Source organism: Streptomyces sp. AgN23 (assembly GCF_001598115.1).
Lineage (GTDB): Bacteria > Actinomycetota > Actinomycetes > Streptomycetales > Streptomycetaceae > Streptomyces > Streptomyces antimycoticus.
In genome coordinates, this window is record NZ_CP007153.1 from 6,600,949 (window position 1) to 6,621,258 (window position 20,310).

A 20,310-nucleotide genomic window follows, 5' to 3' on the forward strand; every position below is an offset into this window, starting at 1 on the left:
GACGGGACCTACTCCGTCCGCAGCCCCTCCGGCCGCATCATCCGCCACAGCGGCGGCAGGCTGACCAGGGTCACCAGCAGGATGACCCCGCCGCCGACGCCGGTCATGGTGCCGAGCCCGGTCCAGTCCACGGCCAGCGGCTGGCCGGCCATCTTCAGCAGCATCATGCCCAGCGCCAGCCCGCCCGCGATCGACAGCGCCAGGCCCAGCACCACCGGGACCGCGGTCTGCCACAGTACGGACCAGCTGAGCGTGGTGCGCCGGGTGCCGAAGGCGACCAGGACGGACAGCAGCCGCTTGCGCTCGCGGAGCTGCTCCAGAGTGGTCACGATCATGCTGGCCCCGATGAGCAGCAGGGTCGCGGTGGCGCCGATGAACAGGGCCTTGCGGATGGTCTGGAACTCATCCGACCGCGAGGTGCTGGAGAGCCGCATGACATCTATCGCGGGGGACAGCGCCGCGCTGGTGTTGCGCACATACTCGACCCCGTCCGGGACCTTCGGGTCCAGCCGGATCATGGCCGACGCCTGGGGGTCGGGCAGATCGGCGACGTCGAAGGCGCCGGGGGTGGCGAAGATGCCGGTGCGCTCGCTTCCGGTCGGGTCCGTCCGGGGCTTCACCTTGGTGGCCGAGTGGGGAATCGTCCACAGCTTCTTCCTGCGCAGATCCGGCTCACCGTTGTCGCGGTAGGCGAGGTTGACCTTGGCGCCCGGTGTGGCGAAGCCCTCCCCGTCCCCGAAGTAGGGCGACTCGACGAGGAAGACATCGCCGTTCTCGCAACTGGTGAGGCGGACGACCTCGCGGAGCGTGGGGCAGTCGGCGACCGTGATGGCCTCTTCCGGGACCGACGACGGGTCGTCCTTGCTGCGGTGCACATCGGAGACGTAGCCCCCGGTGACACCGAGCAGATCGCGCACGCCCTTGGTCGCGCGGTACCGCGTGAAGGCGTCGCGGGCCTTGGCACCGTTGGCCACCGGGACGTTCGCCATCAGCTGGGCGCGGTTCGGGTCCTGGCCGGTCGACTCGGTGTTGTCGGCCTGCACGCTGGTGAAGAGCATCTGGAGCGCCAGCGCCCCGGCGACGGCGACCGTGATGCCGCTGACCGCGCGCGAGGCGGTGCCGCTGCTGAGCTGGAGCCGGCGGGTGGCGAGCTGCCAGGGCACCGAGCCCCTGCCCCCGAACCGTTCCACCACGGCCTCGACGACCCAGGGCAGCAGCGCGGTGATGCCGATGAGCAGCAGGACGGCACCGGCCGCGGCCTGGTACGCCTTCATGTCGCCGGTCCCGCCGGCGGTGCCGGCCCCGAAGCCGCCCGCGAGCGGCAGCAGCATGGCCATGCCCAGCAGCGGCAGCAGCAGCCGCCACCACAGGCGCCGCCGCTTTGGCTTGGCGTTCCGGACCACCCCCAGCGGCTCGATGGCGATACCGCGCAGGGCGATCAGCGTGACCATGACGGCCGAGGCGGGTACGGCCGCGGCGATCACCAGGGCGAGCGGGGCGGACGGCACGATGTCGGAGGCGAAGAAGCTGATGCCCCAGATGTCGACACCGCTGATGAGCTCCCGCCCCAGCAGGAACAGTCCGCCGCCGACGGCGAGTCCGAGCAGGGAGCCGAAGAGCGACTCACCGGCGGCGATCCGCCGGGTCATATGGATGTCCGCGCCGACCAGCCGCAGCGCGGCCAGCCGCCGGTCCCGTCGCTCACCGCCGAACCGGGCCGCGGTGGCGATGAAGATGAGCACCGGCAGCAGCAGCACCACACAGCCCACGATGATCAGCAGCAGCAGCGCGGGGTCCAGGGGCTCGCTTTTGCCCGTCTTCTCCGTGCCCCAGTGGTCGATGTGGTCGCTGGAGTTGACGTGGCCGAACGCCTTCTGGGAGATCCCCGCGTAGTAGGTGAGTTCGGTCGGGCCGGACAGGCCGCTGTCGCCGATCACCCCGATGGTGCGGTACGGGAACCGGTCCCGGAGCAGCTTCCCCTCGTCGGAGTCGAGCAGCTTCTTCAGCGCCGGGGACACCCACATCTCACCGGCGGCCGGTATCCGGTCGATGCCGGGCGGCAGGGGCGGCTCGCCCTTGCCGTCGGGGGCCATGACCATGCCGCCGATGTCCCGGTCGCGGTAGGTGGTCCCCGCATTGGCGATCCGGAGCGTCTCGGGGCCGGGCCTCACCTCGGTGTCCATGAAGCTGAGCGCGGAGCGGGCGTCGCCCCGGTCATGGCGCGCCTGATACATGGTGGGGACGGAGGAGGCCAGCAGCAACAGCGCGACCCCCAGGCCGACGCCCACCGCCGTCATGATCGTCCTGGCCCAGCTCTCCCGGCCGCCGGTGACCGCGAACCGGGCGCCCATGGCGAGGTCGGCGGCCCAGCGGGCGACGGAGACGCGGGCGCGGGGCTCCTGCGCCGGGGCGTCCTGGCCGCTCATCGGACCCCTGCCATGTCCCGGGCCTTGCCGTCGCGGACCACGACCTCGCGGTCGGAGTAGGCGGCGACCCGGGCCTCATGGGTGACCAGCACCACGGCGGTACGGGACTCCCGGGCGGCCTCGGTCAGCAGCTCCATGACCCGCTCGCCGTTGAGCGAGTCCAGCGCGCCGGTCGGCTCGTCGGCGAACAGCACCCGCGGCGCGGTGACCAGCGACCGGGCGACGGCGACCCGCTGCCCCTGGCCGCCGGAGACCTCACCGGGCCGCTTGTGGGCCACGTCCGCGACCTCCAGCCGCTCCATCCAGGACGCGGCGCGGGCCTCGGCCTCCTTGCGCTTGGTGCCGTTCAGCCGCAGCGGCAGGGCGACGTTCTCCACACAGCTCAGCTCGGGGACGAGCTGGCCGAACTGGAAGACGAAGCCGAACTCGCCGCGGCGCAGACCGCTGCGCTCGGAGTCCGACATGGCGGTCAGCTCGCGCCCGTTGTAGTGGACGGTGCCGGAGTCCGGCCGCACGATCCCGGCCAGGCAGTGGAGGAGCGTCGACTTGCCCGAGCCGGAGGGGCCCATGACGGCGACGACCTCGCCGGGGTGGATGGAGAAGTCCGCACCGTCCAGGGCGGGGGTGTGACCGTACGTCTTGTTCAGGGACGTGGCGATCAGCAAGGAGCCTGCCGGGGTCATGAACGCACCGCCTTGGCGAGTTGGCCGAGGCGGGCGGCGGTGAGTTCCAGCCAGCGCAGATCGGCCTCGAGATGGAAGAGGGCGTGGTCGCAGATGAGTTGGTCGCTGAGGTCGCCTTCGCGCTTGCGCTGGGTCAGTTCGCGCATCAGCCGCAGATGTTCGGCGCGTTGGACGTCGAGGAGATCGGCCGCGTCGCGCCCGGTGAGCAGGGCGATGACGACCTTGGTGTAGAGGACCGACTGGAGATAGGGCTCGGGCTTCTCGGGCTCGGTGAGCCAGTGCTCCACATCGGTGATGCCCGCGTCGGTGATGGCGTAGCGCTTGCGCTCCGGGCCACCGCCGTGCTCGATACCGTCGACCTCCACCAGGCCGTTCTTCAGCAGCCGGGACATGGTCGAGTAGACCTGCCCGTAGTGCAGCGGGCGGTCGTGTCCGAATCGTTCGTCGAAGGCTCTCTTGAGGTCGTAGCCGTGGCGAGGACCGCCCTCGAGGAGTCCGAGCAGGGTGTGGCCAATTGACATGCCCGGCACTCTACACCATGCGTATACCCGGTGTGTATAGCTGCGTGGGGGAGTGCGTTATCGCAGGTCGGAGAGGTGTGAGCGGGGTCAGGGCTGATTCGGGGCGCGGCCGGGCCCCTCGGGGCCCTCGGCGGGGCCCCCGCCCTCGGCGCCCTCCGCGGGCCGCCGCGGCGGACGGCCCCGGCGCGGGATCGGGCGCGCCGCGCCGGGCAGCCGGCCCGCGTCCGCGAGCGCCTTGCGCAGCAGGAACTCGATCTGCGCGTTGGCGCTGCGCAGCTCGTCGTTGGCCCAGCGCGCGAGGGCGTCATGGATGGCCGGATCCAGCCGCAGCAGCATCTGCTTGCGCTGCCGCGGCTGCCGACCCGTCGGCCCGCTCTCGTCCGTCACTGGTACAGCGTGCCCGTGTTCACAACGGGCTGCGGGGAGCGGTCCCCGCAGAGCACCACCATCAGATTGCTGACCATCGCGGCCTTGCGTTCCTCGTCCAGTGTCACGATCTCCTCCTCGGTGATCCGGGCCAGCGCCGCCTCGACCATGCCGACCGCGCCGTCCACGATCTGCCGGCGGGCCGCCACCACCGCGCCCGCCTGCTGGCGCTGGAGCATCGCGGAGGCGATCTCCGGAGCGTAGGCGAGGTGGGTGAAGCGCGATTCGATGATGCGGACCCCGGCCGCCTCGACCCGGGCGTGCAGTTCGACGGCGAGCTTCTCGGTGATCTCCTCGGCGTTGCCGCGCAGCGAGAGCGCGTCCTCGTCATGGGCGTCGTACGGGTACTCGATGGCGATGTGCCGCACCGCGGCCTCGGTCTGAGTGGAGACGAACTCCAGGAAGTCGTCCACCTCGAACATCGCCTGGGCGGTGTCCTCGACCCTCCAGACGACGACCGCGGCAAGCTCGATCGGGTTGCCGTAGGCGTCGTTGACCTTGAGGATCGCGGTCTCGTGGTTGCGCACCCGGGTGGAGATCTTCTCCCGGCTGGTGAGTGGGTTCACCCAGCGCAGCCCGTCGGTGCGGATGGTGCCGCGGTAGCGGCCGAAGAGCTGGACCACCCGGGCCTCGCCGGGCGCGATCGTATTCAGGCCGCACATGGTGAGGATCGCGGCGACGATCACCACGATGCCGGAGACGATCAGCAGCGTCGACCCGGCGCCCTTGTGGTCGGAGGCGACGGCGGCCCCCGCGAAGATCAGGCCGACGCCGCCCGCGAGTCCGGCCAGGCCCCCGAGCAGGGCCAGCCCGCCGCTGACGTTGCGCGCGGGCCGCTCCCGGACCCGTGGCTCGGGAAGGGGCGGTATGCCGGCCTGGTCGGTGATGGGGCCGGTTGAGGTGGTCTCGGTCATGGAGGGCTCCCCGTTCCGTTCGGTGGTGCGTCTATCAAAGTGATAGCACATTATGAGTCGGTGGCAACCCTTGGCGCCCGTAAGCCGTCAGTTCCCTTGGAGTGGGTGCTTTTTGTCACCTTCGGAAAAAGCGAGATCGGTGAGCATTTGAGGGTTGTTGCGGTGTTAGCTTCATGAGCTGGCCTGGGGGGTTTATGGACTGGAGCGGCGGGAGCGATGGGTAGAGCGGAAGAGCGACGCGCGCGGCAGAAGGGCGCTCGCAGAGCCAAGCGGGCGGCGAAGTCGGGGGGCATACGCCGCTTCTTCACCTGGAAATGGGTGCTCGGCTACGTCCTGGGGTTCTGCGCGTTGCTCGTCGGGGCGTTCTTCGTCCTCTATCTGTGGGTCGATGTTCCCCCTGCCAACGCCGCGGCCAAGGCGGAGGCCAACGTCTACAAGTACAGCGACGGCTCGATCATGGCGAAGGAGGGCAAGGTCAACCGCGAGTCGGTGCCGTTGTCCAAGATCCCCAAGAAGGTGCAGCACACCTTTGTCGCCGCTGAGAACAAGGACTTCTACGGCGACTCCGGCGTCTCGTTCACCGGTACCGCCCGCGGTCTCATCAACACCGCGCTGGGCCGGGGCAAGCAGGGTGGTTCGACCATCACCCAGCAGTACGTCAAGAACTACTACCTGAGCCAGGAACAGACCGTCAGCCGCAAGCTGAAGGAGCTGGTGATCTCGCTCAAGGTCGACCAGCAGAAGTCCAAGGACTACATCCTCGCGGGCTACATCAACACCAGCTACTACGGTCGCGGCGCCTACGGCATCCAGGCGGCCGCCCGCGCGTACTACGACAAGGACGTCGAGGACCTCAGCGTCGGGCAGGGCGCCTATCTCGCGTCGGTGCTCCAGGCGCCCAGTCAGTACGACTGGTCGGCGGCGGGCCCCAACGGCAAGCGGCTGGTGAAGGCCCGCTGGAACTACGTCCTCAACAACATGGTCGAGAAGGACTGGCTGCCCAAGAGCGAGCGCGAGGGCATGAAGTTCCCCGTGCCCATCGAGCCCCGCCCCATCCCGGGTCTCGACGGCCAGGCGGGTTACTTCATCAGGGCCGCCAAGGACGAGCTCTTCAAGGCCGGGGTGGACGAGAAAGAGTTCGAGGCCGGCGGCTGGACGGTCACCCTCAACATCGACAAGAAGAAGCAGAAGGCGCTGGAGAAGGCGGTCCGTACCGAGCTGACCGACAAACTGGACCCGAAGAAGCGCAAGGTCGACGGGGACGCCCAGGTGGGCGCGGTCTCGGTGGACCCCAAGTCCGGCGGCATCGTGGCGATGTACGGCGGTGCGGGCGCGACCCAGCACTACTTCAACAACGCCACCCGCTCGGACTACCAGCCCGCCTCCACCTTCAAGCCGCTCATCCTGGCCTCGGCCCTGGAGAACGGCTCGGCCACCCAGGACGGCACGCCGATCACGGCCGGCACCGTCTACGACGGCACCAGCAGACGGCCCGTCAAGGGCTCTCTCACCGGCTTCGCCCCGCCGAATGAGGACAACAAGTCCTACGGACCCATCTCCGTCCAGAAGGCGATGAACAACTCCGTCAACTCCGTCTTCGCTCAGATGGCGGTGGACGTGGGCCTGGACAAGGTGAAGAGCACCGCCATCGACCTGGGTATGAGTAAGGACGCGGGCGGCTTCGACGTGCGCCCCGCGATGTCGCTGGGCGTGATGGGCGCCAGCCCCAAGGAGATGGCCGGGGTCTACGCCACCCTCGACAACCACGGCAAGAAGGTCACCCCGGCGATCGTGAAGTCCGCCGAGAAGGGCGATGAGCGGCCCCAGTTGCCCGATCCCACCAACGGTCAGGCGATCAGCCGGGGCGCAGCCGACTCCGTCACCTCCGTCCTCACCGGGGTGGTCGACGATGGCACCGGTCAAGCGGTGCGGCAGCAGGGCCAGGCGGTCGCGGGCAAGACCGGCACCTCGGACGACAACAAGTCGGCCTGGTTCTCCGGCTACACCCCCGACCTGGTCACCTCGGTCGGCATGTTCGGCGAGCTGAAGGGCGTCGGCAAGCAGGTCTCGCTCAAGGGCACCGCGGGCGGCGGCCGCGTCAACGGCGGTGACTTCCCGGCCAGGATCTGGGCCGCGTACACCCAGTCCGCGCTGAGCGGCCAGGAAGCCTCGAAGTTCGACCTGGACACCGACATGGGGGCGGCGGTCAAGCCGCCGCCGTCGCCGAGCACGAGCGCCACCTCGGAGTCGCCGTCCTCGTCCCCGTCCTCGTCCCCGTCGAACAGCGAGTCGGCCTCCTCGTCCCCGTCCTCCTCCCCGTCCAACAGCGAGTCGCCCTCGGCGTCGTCCTCGGGGTCGCCGTCCGCCCCGGGCTCCCCGAGCGCGCCCGACCCGTCGACTTCGTCCTCGGACGACGACGGCGGCGTTCTCCGCAGAGATCAACAGTGACGGCCCGGTGCGGGCGTGCCCCTCGGCACGCCCGCACCGGACCGCAAGGCCGTAGGGCCGTAAGGTCAGAAGTTCGCCTCGATCTGGCTCTTGAGCATCGCGAGGGCGAAGAAGCCGTAGAAGCCGATGGCCAGCAGCATCATGCCCAGCCGCGAGCCCCGCAGCCGTACGGCGGCCGGCAGATCGCGGCGGTTGAGCCGGATCAGCAGCGCCGAGTAGACGAGGGTGACGACCGAGGCGGTGCAGGTGGAGATGGTCAGCAGCACGATCGGCTGATTCACCCCGGACAGCAGGATCGCCGAGCCGATGCCCACCTCGGCCCATACGACCGCGAAGTACAGCCGCCCCTCGGTCCAGAAGGCCGACTCCCGCAGGTAGTTGCGCTTGGCGAAGTCGCTGACCACCCGTCCGATGACGTCGAGCAGACCGATCGAGGCGGCCCAGAGCGAGACCGTGGCCACCGCGAAGAACACGATCTTGAGCCAGTCGCCCACCTGCTGCCCCAGCAGATCGCCCTGGATCCGCAGGAACGTCGGGCTGTTCTCCACATCGTCGCGTCCGAAGAGGGTTTCGTACGCGAGCATGCTCATCAGCCCGATCGTCACCAGGCAGACCACGAAGAACGACACGATGTGCTCGGTGTTGGCCCGGCGCCACCACACCCGCCAGCGGGCCAGATTCGCCTCGTCCTGCGGGAAGGCGTAGCGGTCGGCGCCCGATGCCTCCGACTGGCCGGTGATGGGGGAGACCAGCTTGGGGACATGGGCGCCCATGCCGTAGCCCTTGTCCCGGATCCAGTTGCTGAGCACCAGATTGTGCACCCCGCCCGCCCCGGCGGCGCCGATCGCGCTGAGGATCATGGTGAAGGTGATGCCGTCCGGGATCCGGCCGGCGCCGGTGACGGTCTTCTCGCCCGCCGTGCTCCAGGTGTGCCAGCCGATGACGGCGACCGCGACGACGGCGAGGAAGAACAGCGTCAGTGCGACCTTGACCACCTCGACCTTCTCGATCGTGCGGTAGACCACGGGTGAGACGGTCAGCACCACCCCGAAGCCCACCAGCGAGCCCACGGTGATCCAGGTGACATCGCCGCCGCCGGTCAGATACGTGAGCACCGTCGAGCCGGAGGTGGCCCAGCCCGGCCAGACGTACTGGAACGCGCCGGCCAGGCAGATCAGGATGCCCCACGCCTTGGACCAGCGGGAGAAACCGGCGACCACGGTCTGCCCGGTGGCCAGGGTGTAGCGCTCGATCTCCAGATTGATCACGGTCTGGACTACCAGGGTCACCACCGCGAGCCACAGCAGCCCGAGCCCGCCGATCGAGGTCAGATACGGCCACAGGATGATCTCGCCCGCCGCCATGCCGATCCCGACGGCGACGACCCCCGGGCCGACCATCGTGCGCAGCGGCGGTGGATCGGGCAGATCGAGCAGATGGGGTGGCGCGTCGACCGGGTGGGACGGGCGCCGGGTGGATGGTGACGGTGTCGACGACGCTGACGACATGGCGGCTCCTCGGGGGGACGGCGAGGTGGTTACGGGGACGGGAAAGGGGGTTGGCGGTGCTCGGGTGCTCAGGTGCTCAAGGCCGTACGGGCGTGCTGCGCGGCCAGGCGCACGGGGGCGTTGGCCGCGCCGTAGCCCTGGTAGCCGTCGATCCGCTGGACGATTTCGAAGAAGACCCGGCCGACGGTGGCCGTGTACAGATGCAGGAACGTGCCGCTGTCGTCCTGGTCGTAGAGCAGGCCGAGTTCGCGCAGGGTGCGATGGAGCCCGGGGTCGAGCTCATGGCGTGCTTCGAGGTCGTCGTAGTAGTTGTCGGGGATGGGCAGCAGGGGTGCGCCGAGTTCCCGCAGTCGGCGCGCGGTGGCGAGGATGTCCCGGCTGTGCAGCGCGATGTGCTGCCACAGTGAGCCGGAAGGACCCGAACCCGGGCGGACCTGGGCCAGGTTGAGCGCGAGGCGCACCGAGCCGTCGGCGTTGGACACCGCCCGGCTGCGCAGCAGCCCGTACGGATCGGCCAGCTCCAGGGATTCGTGCGGCCGCAGCCCCAGGACGGCACGGTAGAACAGCGACGCCTCGTCGAAGTGGTGCCGGGGCTGGGTGAGCGCCACATGGTCGATATGGGTGATACCGGCGGGGGAGGCGGCGTGGGCGCGCGGGGTGAAGTCGCCGGTCCAGCTCGGGTGGTCGGGGTGTTCGGTGCGGCAGAAGAAGAGCTCGGTGGAGTCGGGTGCGGCGACGGCGTCCAGCGGGGCGTCCGCCACGGCCCGGTGGCGCGGCAGGACGGGGGAGAGCAGGGCCCGGGCCCGGCCCGCGGACGCGGCCGGGTCGGGGGTCTCCAGACCGATAGCGGCGAGCGCGGGTTCGGGGTGTCCGGTGGCGGCGTCGAGGCCGGAGTTGAGGACGATCCGGGCGTCGCCCTGCTCCCACAGCTCCACCGGTTTGGAGTGGTGGCGGCCGGTGCGGGCGAAGCCGAGCCCGGTCAGCAGCGACGACAACTCGGCGTCACCAGACGCCAGTTCGGCGAAGGCGAAACCGGTGGGGACCACGGGCGCGGGCAGATCGGTGCGGCCCGCGGCCTCCTCCAGGGCGATCAGCGAGCGCAGCGCGTCCACGGCGGTGCGGGCCGTATCGCCCTGTCGGAAGACGTCGTTGAAGACCTCCAGGGACAGCGGCCCGTCGTAGCCCGCCCGCAGCACGTGCTCCAGCAGTCCCGCCACGTCGAAGCCGCCCTGCCCGGGGAAGCAGCGGTAGTGGCGGCTCCACTGGAGGACGTCCATGGCCATCAGCGGGGCGTCGGCGAGCTGGAGAAAGAAGATCTTCTCGCCGGGGATCTCCTCGATGCCCTTGGGGTCCGAGCCGCGCGAGAGGATGTGGAAGCTGTCCAGGCAGGTGCCGAGCGCGGGGTGGCCGGCCTGCCGCACGATCCGCCAGGCGTGGTCGTAGGTGTTCACCTGCCGTCCCCAGGCCAGCGCCTCGTAGGCGATGCGGATGCCGTGGGCGGCGGCCCGTTCGGCGAGCAGCCGCAGCTGCTCGGCGGCGAGGGCGTCGTCGTCCAGGGCGGCGGGGGAGACGCTGGAGCACACCAGCATCAGATCGGCCCCGAGCCGGTCCATGACCGCGAACTTCTTCTCGGCCCGGCGCAGATTGCGGGCCAGCAGGTCCTCGGGGACGGCCTCGAAGTCGCGGAAGGGCTGGAAGAGGTCGATGGCCAGGCCCAGTTCGGCGGCGCGGTCCCGGACCCCCTCGGGGGACAGGGGGCTGGCCAGCAGGTCGTTCTCGAAGATCTCGACCCCGTCGAAACCGGCGGCGGCGATGGCGGTGAGCTTTTCCTCGAGGGTGCCGCTGAGGCACACGGTGGCGATGGACTTGCGCATGATCAGCCTCCGGCGGGGAACTCGAGCAGGTCGGTGAGGTCGGTGAGCATCCGCTCGGCGTCGGGTTCGCGGCCGCTGAAGAGCCGGAAGGCGTCGGCGGCCTGGAAGACGGCCATGCCGCCGCCGTCCAGGGTGCGGCAGCCGGCCGCGCGGGCGGCCGCCAGCAGCGGGGTGACCAGCGGGCGGTAGACCACCTCGGCGACCCACAGCCCGGGCCGCAGCAGCCCGGCGGGCAGCGGCAGCCCGGGGTGGGCGGCCATCCCGGTGGGGGTGGCGTGCACCAGCCCGTCGGCGACCTCGACGGCCGCCGGGAGTCCGTCGTCGGGCACGGTACGGACCCGGGTGGCGCCGAACCGTGTCGCCAGCGTCCCGGCGAGCCCGGCGGCCCGCGTCGGATCGGTGTCGGCCAGCGTCAGCCGGCCGGCGCCGACGGTCAGCAGCGCATGGGCGACGGCGGCGCCCGCCCCGCCCGCGCCGAGCAGCACGATCTCGCCGGTGGGGGCGTCGGGCAGGCCGCGGGCGAAGGAGCGGGCGAAGCCGGACCCGTCGGTGTTGTGGCCGATCGCCCGGCCGTCCTCGCCGAAGACCACCGTATTGACCGCGCCGAGCAGCGCGGCGTCCTCCGACAGCCCGTCGAGATGCCGGATGACCGTCTGCTTGCAGGGGTGGGTGATGTTCAGCCCGTCGAAGCCCAGCCGGGCGGCGGCCCGCACCAACTCGCCCACTCCGTCCGGGCCGAGCCGCAGCGGATCGATGTCGATCGTGCGGTAGAGATACCGCAGCCCGTGGCGGTCGGCCTCGCGCTGGTGCAGGGCGGGGGAGAGCGAGGGGCCCACTCCGGATCCGATCAGCCCCACCAGACAGGACTCCCGGCCCTGCCGCGACTCCCGCTGGTGTGCACTGCCCCGCATACGGGTGACCTCCTGCGTTCAGCAGCTCGGCTAATGTACGAACTGGTTCGTTAGTAGCTCGGACAGTAAAAACCCCAGGACGCCTTCTTGTGAACCCCCTGCACGTAGAGTGGGCCCAGCATGAGCGATCAGCCGCCGAAGAACATCCGCCTGCGCGACGCCGTCCGCACCCAGGCCGAGATCCTGGACGTAGCGACCCGGGAATTCGCCGAGCGCGGCTACGCCGGGGCCCGCGTCGACGAGATAGCCGCCCTCACCCGCACCACCAAGCGGATGATCTACTACTACTTCGGCGGCAAGGAGCAGCTCTACGTCAAGGTCCTGGAGCGCGCCTACACCGGCATCCGCGAGGCCGAACAGGCCGTGGACGTCACCGGTCTGGACCCCGCCGAGGCCATCCGGCACCTGGCCGAGCTGACCTTCGACCACCACACCGCACACGCCGACTTCATCCGGCTGGTGTCCATCGAGAACATCCACCGGGCCGAGCACCTGGTCAAATCCGAGACGCTGGCCAAGGCCGGCACCCCCGTGATCGACCTGATCTCCGGGATCCTCGCCCGCGGCCGTGAGCAGGGCGTCTTCCGGGACGACACCGACGCCGTCGACGTCCACATGATGATCAGCTCGTTCGCCGTCTTCCCGGTGGCCAACCAGTACACCTTCGGCACCCTCTTCGGCCGCGACCCCCTGGACCCGGAGCGCCGCGCCCACTACCGCCGGATGCTCGGCGACATGGTCGTGGCCTACCTCAGCGCGAGGTCGTGAACCGTACGGCCCCGCACCGGGCGGCCCGGGACCGTACGCCTCACGACCGTGCGCCTCAGGGCATCGCGAGCTCGAACCAGACGACCTTGCCCGTGGACAGCCGGGTCGCGCCCCAGCGCCGCGCCATCCGGTTCACCAGATACAGCCCGCGGCCGCCCTCGTCGGACGGCCGGGCCTGGCGCAGCCGCGGTAGCTGGGGGACGTCGTCCCCGACCTCGCAGCGCAGGACGTCCGTGCGCAGCAGCCGCAGGGTGATCGGCCGTTCGGCGTAGCGCACCGCGTTGGTCACCACCTCGCTGACCAGCAGCTCCACCGCGTCCGTCAGATCGTCCAGGTCCCAGCGGGCCAGTGCTCGGCGGGCCAGCCGGCGCGCCTGCCCGGCGGTCTGCGCCTTCGGGTCCAGGAACCAGTACGCGACATCGCTGGGCGCGATGCCCTCGAAGCGGGCCGCGAGCAGCGCCACGTCGTCGTCGCGGTCGCCGGGGCCGAGCATGTCCAGCACCTCGTCGCACAGCGGCTCCAGCGGCGGCGGGTTGGGGCCGGTGAGCCGGGCGGTGGCGGTCAGCCGCTCCCGCAGCTGCTCGATCCCGGTCCACACATCGCGCATCCGCGATTCGACAAGACCGTCGGTGTAGAGCATCAGGGTGGCCCCGGCCGGGGCGTCCAGCTCGACGGCCTCGAAGTCGACCCCGCCGACCCCGATGGGCGCCCCCGGCGGCACCCGCAGCACCTCGGCGCGGCCGCCCCGGTGCAGCAGAATGGGCGGCGGATGGCCCGCGTTGGCGACCACGATGCGGTGCGCGACCGGGTCGTAGACCGCGTACAGGCAGGTGGCCATGCGGTCGGTGCCCAGCCGCTGGGCCTGCTCGTCGAGGTGGTGCAGCACCTCCTGGGGCGGCAGGTCGAGCCCGGCGAGGGTCTGGGCGGTGGTGCGCAGCTGGCCCATGATCGCGGCGGAGGTCATCGAATGGCCCATCACATCGCCGACCACCAGCGCCACCCGGTTGCCCGGCAGCGGGATCGCGTCGTACCAGTCGCCGCCGACCCGCGCGGTCTCGGCGGCGGGCAGATAGCGGCTGGCCAGCCGGACGCCGGTGGGCTGCGGCAGCGAGTCGGGCAGCATGGTGCGCTGCAGCTCGTCCGCGATGTACACCTCGCGCCCGTACAGCACCGCCTTGTCGACCCCGAGCGCGGTGTGGGTGGCGAGCTGCGCGGCCACCAGCAGATCGTCCGGTTCGAACGGCGGCCGGTCCGGGCGGCGTACGAACACGGCCGCGCCGATCACCCGGCGGCGGCCGCGCAGCGGCGCCAGCACGGTGCGCTGACCGGTCGCCACCGAGGGACCCTCGCCGAGCAGTTCCGGCAGTGCGGCGCGGGCGGCCTGGGAGTCGCCGAAGACCGGCCGCACCCCGCGCAGCACCTCGGCCAGCGGACCGCCCGCCTCCACCTCGCACAGCTCGGCGGCCGGGCCGCCGCCCACGGCGGGCGACAGATCCGGCTGGGAGGGCAGCAGGGAGAGCCGGCCGCTGTCGGTGTCCGGGTCCAGCGGGATCCGGTCGGTGCGGCGCAGCCGCAGCACCACCGGGCCGACCGGGCGCTCGTCGCCGACCGGCAGCGGATCGCGCAGATACACCAGGATCGCGTCGGCGAAGGTGGGCACGGTGGCCCGGCACAGGCCCAGCACGATCTCGTCCAGGTCGATGCCGCGGGCGATCCGCCGGGTGGCGGCCCCCACGAACCGCAACCGGTCGCCGCCCCGGTCCCGCGTGGCGGCCTCGGCGGCCACGGTGCCGACCGCGGGCGGCACCGTGGGCACTCCGCCTTCCGGCGCGCTGTACGCCACCTCGCCCGCGGAGGCGGCCGCCGCGTGGGTCTCGACGGCGCGCTCCGGGTGCTCGCCCGCGGCGGCGCCCCGGCGCCCCGCTCCCCGGCCGCCGCTCTGGGCGGCCGGGGGCTGCTCAACGGGGCCGGTGCCGCCGCCCGGCCCTCCGGGCCGGCCCGACGCGCCTCTTGCGGCGTTGCGATCCGCGTCCCACACAGGCTCGCCCTCCGGTGTGCCGTGCTCCGGCTGCGCCGGGTGCTCGCTCTCCGCCGTGTTCCGGCGCTCCCTGCCTGCGCCACCGCGTGCCGCGGCGTCGCCTCTCCGCCCGTCGGCGCCGTCGGCGCCGCTCCGGCCGCGGCCACGGCGCCCGCGCCCCGTACGGTCGGCGCCGTCGGCGGGCTCGGGGGCGCCGCCGCGCTCTCTGGCGCGCGGTACAGGCTCCCCCTCGGGGCCCGGGGGTCCGCCATGGGCCGCCGGGCCCGCTTGGCCGTCGCCGACCGGACGGGGCGTGGCAGGACGTGGGCGGCCGCCGCCGGGCTCCTGGCCGGGGGCAGCCGTCTGCCGCACGGCGGTCCGCGGGTCCGGGACCGCGCCGTGCGCGTCGTCGGGCGCGGGCGCGCCCGGGGCGGCGGCGGAGGTGGCCGCCTGCCGCCTGTTGTGGGAGATGGGGTGCTCCGTCACGCGTGGGTTTCCATCCGTCCGGGGCCGTGCGCCCGCAGGTCGTGGGCGCACCGAGTGTCAGGCACGTCGTCGGCAGTTCAGATAGAGCTGGATCTCGGGTGGTACGTCCGTGCTGGCCGGGGCGTACGCGTGGGAATCCTCCCCGGCGATCTCGAAGCCCGCTTCGCGTACGACCTGGCGCAGCTCGTCCCGCAGATATCCGGATACCCGGACCGAGTTGCCGAGGAACGGGATGGGGAAGTCGTCGATGTCCGCCTCCACCATGCCCAGCCCCAGCAGCCCCCCGGGTCTGAGTACCGCGTGCAGGGTCCGCAGTGCGTACGGGATCTCCGGGCGGGGCAGCAGCAGCAGCGTGAAGTAGCCGGCGATGCCGTCGAAGGGGCCGAGCTCCCGGGGGCCTCCCGGGCCGTACCGGCCGCCCACCCGCAGATCGACGATGTCCACATGGTGGAAGGTGGCCTCCGGCACATTGTCCCGGGCCAGCTTGAGCATCCCCGGGGAGATGTCGATCCCGACCACCCCGTGCCCGGCGTCCACCAGCTGACGGGCCGTGGGCAGGCCCGTACCACAGCCGACGTCGAGCACCCGGGAGCCGGGCGGCAGCGATTCGGCCAGCCACTGGCCGGCCGCGATCTGGCCCTCCTTGTACGGAAAGGCATCGTCGTAGCGGTCGCTGATGGTGTCGAAGGCGTCCGCCTGACCGCTGCGGTCCAGTGCGAGGCGGTCGAAGTCCTCGTAGCCCTCGTAACCGTCCCTGCACGCGTCCTCACCGCTCACGACTCCGCCCCTCCTGTGACAATACGTCAGACCTTGCGCATCGCCCGTGACTTGCGTCGGCGTCTGGTGTCCCGCATGGGCAGTGTTCCGGACGACGATCCTACGTTTGAAACACTGGGACACGACAAGAGGTTCATGACCTCGAGTGTGCCGAGGTGCGCTTCTTGTCCGTACGGTCCCAGTCCGCCGGAAGGGCGGGCACCGACCATGCGGGGTCGGGCCGCCAGTCCTCCCACCCGTCCCGGAACGGCGCTCCCCAGGACTCGACGGTCGCCACGGCCGCCCGGCCCGCGGTGCGGACCCGCTCCGCCTGCTCGGGGCCCATCAACCCGGCCCGCTGCGCCTGCGCGAACTCGTCCTCGTCCTTCCATTCCCAGCTGCGGTCGGGGTAGACCGCGATGTCCAGGAAGTGGTCCTCGGAGTCCACTCCGCGGGCCCGGCGGACCAGCGGCTCCTCCAGGTTCACGTACCAGTTCTTGAACTGCCAGCCCTGGTCCCAGAACAACCAGACCGACCAGGGCTCACCGGGCCGGGCCAGCTTCAGCACCCCGGTGCCGAACCACTGGGACAGGGCGGTGGTCCGCGGCTTGGTGTAGCGGGTGGACAGCGGCTCGCGGTGTACCGAGGTGCCGTCGGTGAGCTGCGGTTTGACGCAGGGGGTGCCGGGGGCGAGCCAGACGGCGAGCAGCTCGGCGGTGTCCTCGACGACGGTCACGGGACGGCAGATGTGGATGAGTTCGGAGGCGTTGGCCCGATAGCGCCACAGGATATGGTCACCCGGTGCCCACCGGGCGATGTCCGCCGTCCCCGTCGTCTCCGCGATGTCCGCTGTCATGAGCAGATCTTAGGTGCGCCGGGGTCGCGATGCCGTGACCTATGCCGCAACCGGTGGCCAACGTCCGGCTAAGGACGCGTCATGCGCAGGACGTCGAGCGCCTCGTCGAGCTGCTCCACGGTCAGCAGCCCGCGCTCCACATAGCCGGACTCCAGCACCACCGCCCGGATGGTCTTGCGCTCCGCCAGCGACCGCTTGGCCACCTTCGCCGCCTCCTCGTAGCCGAGGTAGCGGTTGAGCGGGGTGACGACGGACGGCGAGGACTCCGCGTACTCCCGGGCCCGCTCGGCGTTGGCGGTGATTCCGTCGATGGTGCGGTCCGCGAGCAGCCGGGACACATTGGTCAGCAGCCGGATCGACTCCAGCAGATTCTTGGCGATCACCGGGAGCATCACATTCAGCTCGAAGTTCCCGGCGGCCCCGGCCATGGCGACAGTGGTGTCATTGCCGGTGACCTGCGCCGCGACCATCAGCGTGGCCTCGGGGATCACCGGGTTCACCTTCCCTGGCATGATCGAGGAACCGGGCTGCAGATCGGGCAGCGCGATCTCGGCGAGCCCGGTGCGGGGGCCCGACGCCATCCAGCGCAGATCGTTGGAGATCTTGGTGAGGCCGACCGCGATCGTCCGCAGCTGCCCGGACGTCTCGACCAGCCCGTCCCGCGCGCCCTGCGCCTCGAAGTGGTCCCGGGCCTCGGTCAGCGGCAGCCCGGTGGCGCGGGCCAGCTCGGCGATGACGGCGGCGGCGAACCCGGGCGGGGTGTTGATCCCGGTGCCCACCGCCGTACCGCCCAGCGGCAGCTCGGCCAGCCGGGGGAGCGTGGCGCGCAGCCGCTCGATCCCGTACCGCACCTGGGCCGCGTAGCCGCCGAACTCCTGCCCCAGGGTCACCGGAGTGGCGTCCATCAGATGGGTGCGCCCCGCCTTGACCACCTCGGCGAACTCGGCCGCCTTGCGCTCCAGCGCCTCCGCCAGATGGGCCAGGGCCGGGATCAGATCGCGGGTGACGGCCGCGGTGGCCGCGATGTGGATCGACGAGGGGAAGACGTCGTTGGAGGACTGGCTGGCGTTCACATGGTCGTTGGGGTGCACCGGGCGGCCCAGACGCTCGGTCGCGAGGGTGGCCAGCACCTCATTGGTGTTCATATTGGACGAGGTGCCGGAGCCGGTCTGGAAGACGTCCACCGGGAAGTGGTCGTCCCAGCGGCCCTCGGCGACCTGGGCCGCCACCTCCGCGACCGCCCCCGCGATGTCCTTGTCCACCACGCCCAGATCCGCGTTGACCCGGGCGGCCGCGCCCTTGATCCGGGCCAGCGCCTCGATGTGCGCCCGCTCCAGCCGCTGCCCGCTGACGGGAAAGTTCTCCACCGCCCGCTGGGTCTGGGCGCGCCACTTGGCGTGCGCCGGGACCCTCACCTCTCCCATCGAGTCGTGCTCGACGCGGTAGCCCTCCTGGGGGCTGTCGTCGCGGTGGCTCTCGTCGGTCATGGGGACACCTCCGTCCAGCACAGCGTCATCACGCCACCCCGTGTTCCCGCGCCCGCCGTGCCGAACGAGTGAGCCCGGTCACCGTACGGCCTCCGGTGCCCGCGGAGTCTCCACCTCGCCGGTGCGCTTGAGTTTCTGCCACGGCAGCAGGGCGCCGGTCGCCGCGGTGACACAGGAGTGCAGCAGCACCAGATACATCAACTGGCGGTAGACGATCTGCTGCAGCGGCAGGACGGCCAGAGCCCGGTAGTTCTCGCGGTCCAGCCGGAACGCGTACGCCGCCCCCAGCAGCTGCACCAGCAGCAGCGCGCCCCAGGCCAGCAGCGAGCGCACCGGGTCCAGGAAGATCACCCCGTACAGGGTGAAGAGGTCGATCAGCGGCGCGCACAGCGGGGTGAGGATCTGGAAGAGCACCACCAGCGGCATCCCCACCCGGCCGAACCGCCCCGAGGGCCCCCGGTCGATCAGCGAGCGGCGGTGCTTCCACAGCGCCTGCATGGTGCCGTAACTCCAGCGGTAGCGCTGCTTCCACAGCTGGCCGAGGGAGCTGGGCGCCTCGGTCCAGGCGCGGGCGTGCTCCTGGTAGACCACCTGCCACCCGGCCCGGTGCAGGGCGATGGTGATGTCGGTGTCCTCGGCCAGGGTGTCCGCGCTCATGCCCCCGGCCTCCAGCACTGCCCGGCGGCGGAAGGCGCCGATCGCGCCGGGGATGGTGGGCATGCAGCGCAGCAGGTCGTACATCCGCCGGTCGAGGTTGAAGCCCATCACATACTCGATGTGCTGCCAGGCGCCGATCAGCTTGCCCCGGTTGCCCACCTTGGCGTTGCCCGCGACCGCGCCCACCCGCGAGTCGGCGAACGGGCGGACCAGCTCGCGGATGGTGGTGGGCTCGAAGACGGTGTCGCCGTCCATCATCACGATCAGCTCGTGGCTCGCATGGGCGATGCCCCGGTTGAGCGCGGCGGGCTTGCCCGCGTTGGCCTGGCGCAGCACCCGCACGTTGGGCAGCCCCATCGCCTCGGCGATATCGGCGGTGCCGTCGGTCGAGCCGTCGTCCACGACCAGGATCTCGATCGGGTGGGTGGAGGCGGACAGCGACCTCAGGGTGCCCGCGATGCACTCCTTCTCGTTGTACGCGGGCACGATCACGCTCACCGGATCGGTCACCTCCTGCACCCGGCTCCACCGCCGCCGCTCCCGCGAGCGCCGGTGCCACCAGGCGAGGACCACCATCAGCAGCAGCCGCCCGATCACCGAGAAGCCCACCAGCCCCAGCAGCGCCATCAGCGCGGGCAGCGCGCTGTGGGTGAACGCGGCCGCCCAGATCAGCGCCCGGCCCTCCCAGATCGGCAGGGTGCGGGCCGGGTGGTTGGCGCTGTGGGCGCCGAGCGCGCCGGTGACGGTGGTGAAGGAGTAGCCCTTCTTCTGCATCCGCTCGATGTACAGCCCCAGGGCCGTCACGGTCCGCGCGCGGTTGCCGCCCGCGTCGTGGAAGAGCACGGACGCGCCCTTCTTCTTCTCGGGGGTCGCGTTCTGGACGATCTCCTTGACCGGGGGCCGCTGCCAGTCCTCGCTGTCGGTGTCCACGAAGGCGCTGATGTAGCCCTTGGAGCCGATGTGCTGCTGCACCGGCCAGGTGCGGTCGTCCAGCGCGCGGACCTTGGAGGCGTACGGCGCGCGGAAGAGTGAACTGGTGATGCCCGCCGCACCGGCCAGGGCCAGCTGGGACTGGGCCAGTTCGCGGTCCATGCGCCCCTTGTCCTGGTACGACAGGTCGACATGGGAGAAGGTGTGCACCCCGACCTCATGGCCCGCGGCCCGCATCCGGCGGACCAGCTCCGGATGGCGGACCACCATCTGGCCCAGTACGAAGAAGGTCCCCCGCACCCTGTGGCGGCGCAGGACGTCGAGGATCTCCGGGGTCCAGCGGGGGTCCGGGCCGTCGTCGAAGGTCAGCGCGATGGTCTTGGACGGGATGGCGTGCTCGGTGGCCTTCCCCTTCCGGTCGAAGGTGATCACCGGCCCGCCCTTGCGCAGCCGGTCGGGGACGGTGTGCGAGGCGTGTGAGCGGTACACCCGGGCGTCGTTGCCGACCTCGGCGTGCAGATAGCCGTCCAGCAGCAGGGTGCACACCAGCGCGAGCAGGGTGGCGAGGGCGAGCACCATCCGGGTGCGGGTGCGGAGCTTTCGCAGCTTGACGGTACGGAGCTTGGGAGTGTGGCCGTCAGC

General features: G+C 71.3%; 15 protein-coding genes. 2 read left to right on the forward strand and 13 right to left on the reverse strand.

Annotated elements, in window-relative coordinates:
• Window positions 1-8: 8 nt before the first annotated feature.
• From AS97_RS28780 to AS97_RS28800, 5 genes are all read right to left on the reverse strand, one after another.
• Complete coding sequence (locus AS97_RS28780; protein WP_059146249.1) at window positions 9-2,426, reverse strand: FtsX-like permease family protein; 2,418 nt, start codon at window positions 2,424-2,426, stop codon at window positions 9-11.
• Window positions 2,423-3,109 (reverse strand): ABC transporter ATP-binding protein, encoded by a 687-nt coding sequence (locus AS97_RS28785; protein ID WP_059146248.1) that lies wholly within the window; start codon window positions 3,107-3,109, stop codon window positions 2,423-2,425. Before AS97_RS28785 ends, AS97_RS28780 begins: the two co-directional genes overlap by 4 nt.
• Window positions 3,106-3,630 carry a PadR family transcriptional regulator gene (locus tag AS97_RS28790; RefSeq protein ID WP_014054635.1) on the reverse strand — a complete coding sequence of 175 codons (525 nt, stop codon included), beginning with the start codon at window positions 3,628-3,630 and terminating at the stop codon, window positions 3,106-3,108. The genes AS97_RS28785 and AS97_RS28790 overlap by 4 nt, the downstream gene beginning before the upstream one ends.
• An 87-nt stretch (window positions 3,631-3,717) precedes the next feature.
• Window positions 3,718-3,966, reverse strand: coding sequence for a hypothetical protein (locus AS97_RS28795; protein WP_247204833.1), 249 nt, complete (start codon window positions 3,964-3,966; stop codon window positions 3,718-3,720).
• A 47-nt stretch (window positions 3,967-4,013) separates the two neighbouring features.
• Entirely contained in the window at window positions 4,014-4,970 is a 957-nt protein-coding gene (locus tag AS97_RS28800) for an SPFH domain-containing protein (protein ID WP_086707310.1), read from the reverse strand.
• Between the two features lie 216 nt (window positions 4,971-5,186).
• Here AS97_RS28800 and AS97_RS28805 point away from each other — a divergent pair, with 216 nt between their 5' ends.
• Window positions 5,187-7,418 carry a transglycosylase domain-containing protein gene (locus AS97_RS28805; RefSeq protein WP_210565907.1) on the forward strand — a complete coding sequence of 744 codons (2,232 nt, stop codon included), beginning with the start codon at window positions 5,187-5,189 and terminating at the stop codon, window positions 7,416-7,418.
• Window positions 7,419-7,483: 65 nt separating this feature from the next.
• Here the strand turns inward: AS97_RS28805 and AS97_RS28810 are convergent, their stop codons facing one another.
• The 3 genes from AS97_RS28810 to AS97_RS28820 all read right to left on the reverse strand — a co-directional run bounded on the left by AS97_RS28810 (window position 7,484) and on the right by AS97_RS28820 (window position 11,711).
• Complete coding sequence (locus AS97_RS28810; protein ID WP_125757448.1) at window positions 7,484-8,926, reverse strand: Nramp family divalent metal transporter; 1,443 nt, start codon at window positions 8,924-8,926, stop codon at window positions 7,484-7,486.
• Window positions 8,927-8,994: 68 nt separating this feature from the next.
• Window positions 8,995-10,800, reverse strand: coding sequence for a sugar phosphate isomerase/epimerase and 4-hydroxyphenylpyruvate domain-containing protein (locus AS97_RS28815; RefSeq protein WP_210565908.1), 1,806 nt, complete (start codon window positions 10,798-10,800; stop codon window positions 8,995-8,997).
• Between the two features lie 2 nt (window positions 10,801-10,802).
• Complete coding sequence (locus AS97_RS28820; protein ID WP_210565909.1) at window positions 10,803-11,711, reverse strand: shikimate dehydrogenase; 909 nt, start codon at window positions 11,709-11,711, stop codon at window positions 10,803-10,805.
• A gap of 120 nt (window positions 11,712-11,831) precedes the next feature.
• Between AS97_RS28820 and AS97_RS28825 the strand changes: the two genes are divergently transcribed.
• Window positions 11,832-12,479: a TetR/AcrR family transcriptional regulator gene (locus AS97_RS28825; RefSeq protein WP_059146241.1), complete on the forward strand. Its 648-nt coding sequence runs from the start codon at window positions 11,832-11,834 to the stop codon at window positions 12,477-12,479.
• 55 nt (window positions 12,480-12,534) lie between these two features.
• On the opposite strand, the gene AS97_RS28830 is transcribed toward AS97_RS28825, so the two are convergent.
• The 5 genes from AS97_RS28830 to AS97_RS28850 form a co-directional block, all read right to left on the reverse strand.
• Complete coding sequence (locus AS97_RS28830) at window positions 12,535-14,982, reverse strand: SpoIIE family protein phosphatase (RefSeq protein WP_210565910.1); 2,448 nt, start codon at window positions 14,980-14,982, stop codon at window positions 12,535-12,537.
• Window positions 14,983-15,039: 57 nt separating this feature from the next.
• Window positions 15,040-15,759 (reverse strand): class I SAM-dependent methyltransferase, encoded by a 720-nt coding sequence (locus AS97_RS28835; protein WP_059146239.1) that lies wholly within the window; start codon window positions 15,757-15,759, stop codon window positions 15,040-15,042.
• Window positions 15,760-15,892: 133 nt separating this feature from the next.
• On the reverse strand, window positions 15,893-16,594 hold the full coding sequence (locus AS97_RS28840) for a DUF402 domain-containing protein (protein ID WP_086707639.1): 702 nt from the start codon (window positions 16,592-16,594) through the stop codon (window positions 15,893-15,895).
• A gap of 68 nt (window positions 16,595-16,662) precedes the next feature.
• Complete coding sequence (locus AS97_RS28845; RefSeq protein ID WP_086707642.1) at window positions 16,663-18,081, reverse strand: class II fumarate hydratase; 1,419 nt, start codon at window positions 18,079-18,081, stop codon at window positions 16,663-16,665.
• A gap of 78 nt (window positions 18,082-18,159) precedes the next feature.
• Complete coding sequence (locus AS97_RS28850; protein WP_059146296.1) at window positions 18,160-20,247, reverse strand: bifunctional polysaccharide deacetylase/glycosyltransferase family 2 protein; 2,088 nt, start codon at window positions 20,245-20,247, stop codon at window positions 18,160-18,162.
• Window positions 20,248-20,310 lie beyond the last annotated feature (63 nt).

Coding starts and splice junctions, on each gene's coding strand:
- AS97_RS28780 (WP_059146249.1), bottom strand. CDS start 2,426: ATGAGCGGCCAGGACGCCCCGGCGCAGGAGCCCCGCGCCCGCGTCTCC.
- AS97_RS28785 (WP_059146248.1), bottom strand. CDS start 3,109: ATGACCCCGGCAGGCTCCTTGCTGATCGCCACGTCCCTGAACAAGACG.
- AS97_RS28790 (WP_014054635.1), bottom strand. CDS start 3,630: ATGTCAATTGGCCACACCCTGCTCGGACTCCTCGAGGGCGGTCCTCGC.
- AS97_RS28795 (WP_247204833.1), bottom strand. CDS start 3,966: ATGCTGCTGCGGCTGGATCCGGCCATCCATGACGCCCTCGCGCGCTGG.
- AS97_RS28800 (WP_086707310.1), bottom strand. CDS start 4,970: ATGACCGAGACCACCTCAACCGGCCCCATCACCGACCAGGCCGGCATA.
- AS97_RS28805 (WP_210565907.1), top strand. CDS start 5,187: ATGGGTAGAGCGGAAGAGCGACGCGCGCGGCAGAAGGGCGCTCGCAGA.
- AS97_RS28810 (WP_125757448.1), bottom strand. CDS start 8,926: ATGTCGTCAGCGTCGTCGACACCGTCACCATCCACCCGGCGCCCGTCC.
- AS97_RS28815 (WP_210565908.1), bottom strand. CDS start 10,800: ATGCGCAAGTCCATCGCCACCGTGTGCCTCAGCGGCACCCTCGAGGAA.
- AS97_RS28820 (WP_210565909.1), bottom strand. CDS start 11,711: ATGCGGGGCAGTGCACACCAGCGGGAGTCGCGGCAGGGCCGGGAGTCC.
- AS97_RS28825 (WP_059146241.1), top strand. CDS start 11,832: ATGAGCGATCAGCCGCCGAAGAACATCCGCCTGCGCGACGCCGTCCGC.
- AS97_RS28840 (WP_086707639.1), bottom strand. CDS start 16,594: ATGACAGCGGACATCGCGGAGACGACGGGGACGGCGGACATCGCCCGG.
- AS97_RS28845 (WP_086707642.1), bottom strand. CDS start 18,081: ATGACCGACGAGAGCCACCGCGACGACAGCCCCCAGGAGGGCTACCGC.
- AS97_RS28850 (WP_059146296.1), bottom strand. CDS start 20,247: ATGGTGCTCGCCCTCGCCACCCTGCTCGCGCTGGTGTGCACCCTGCTG.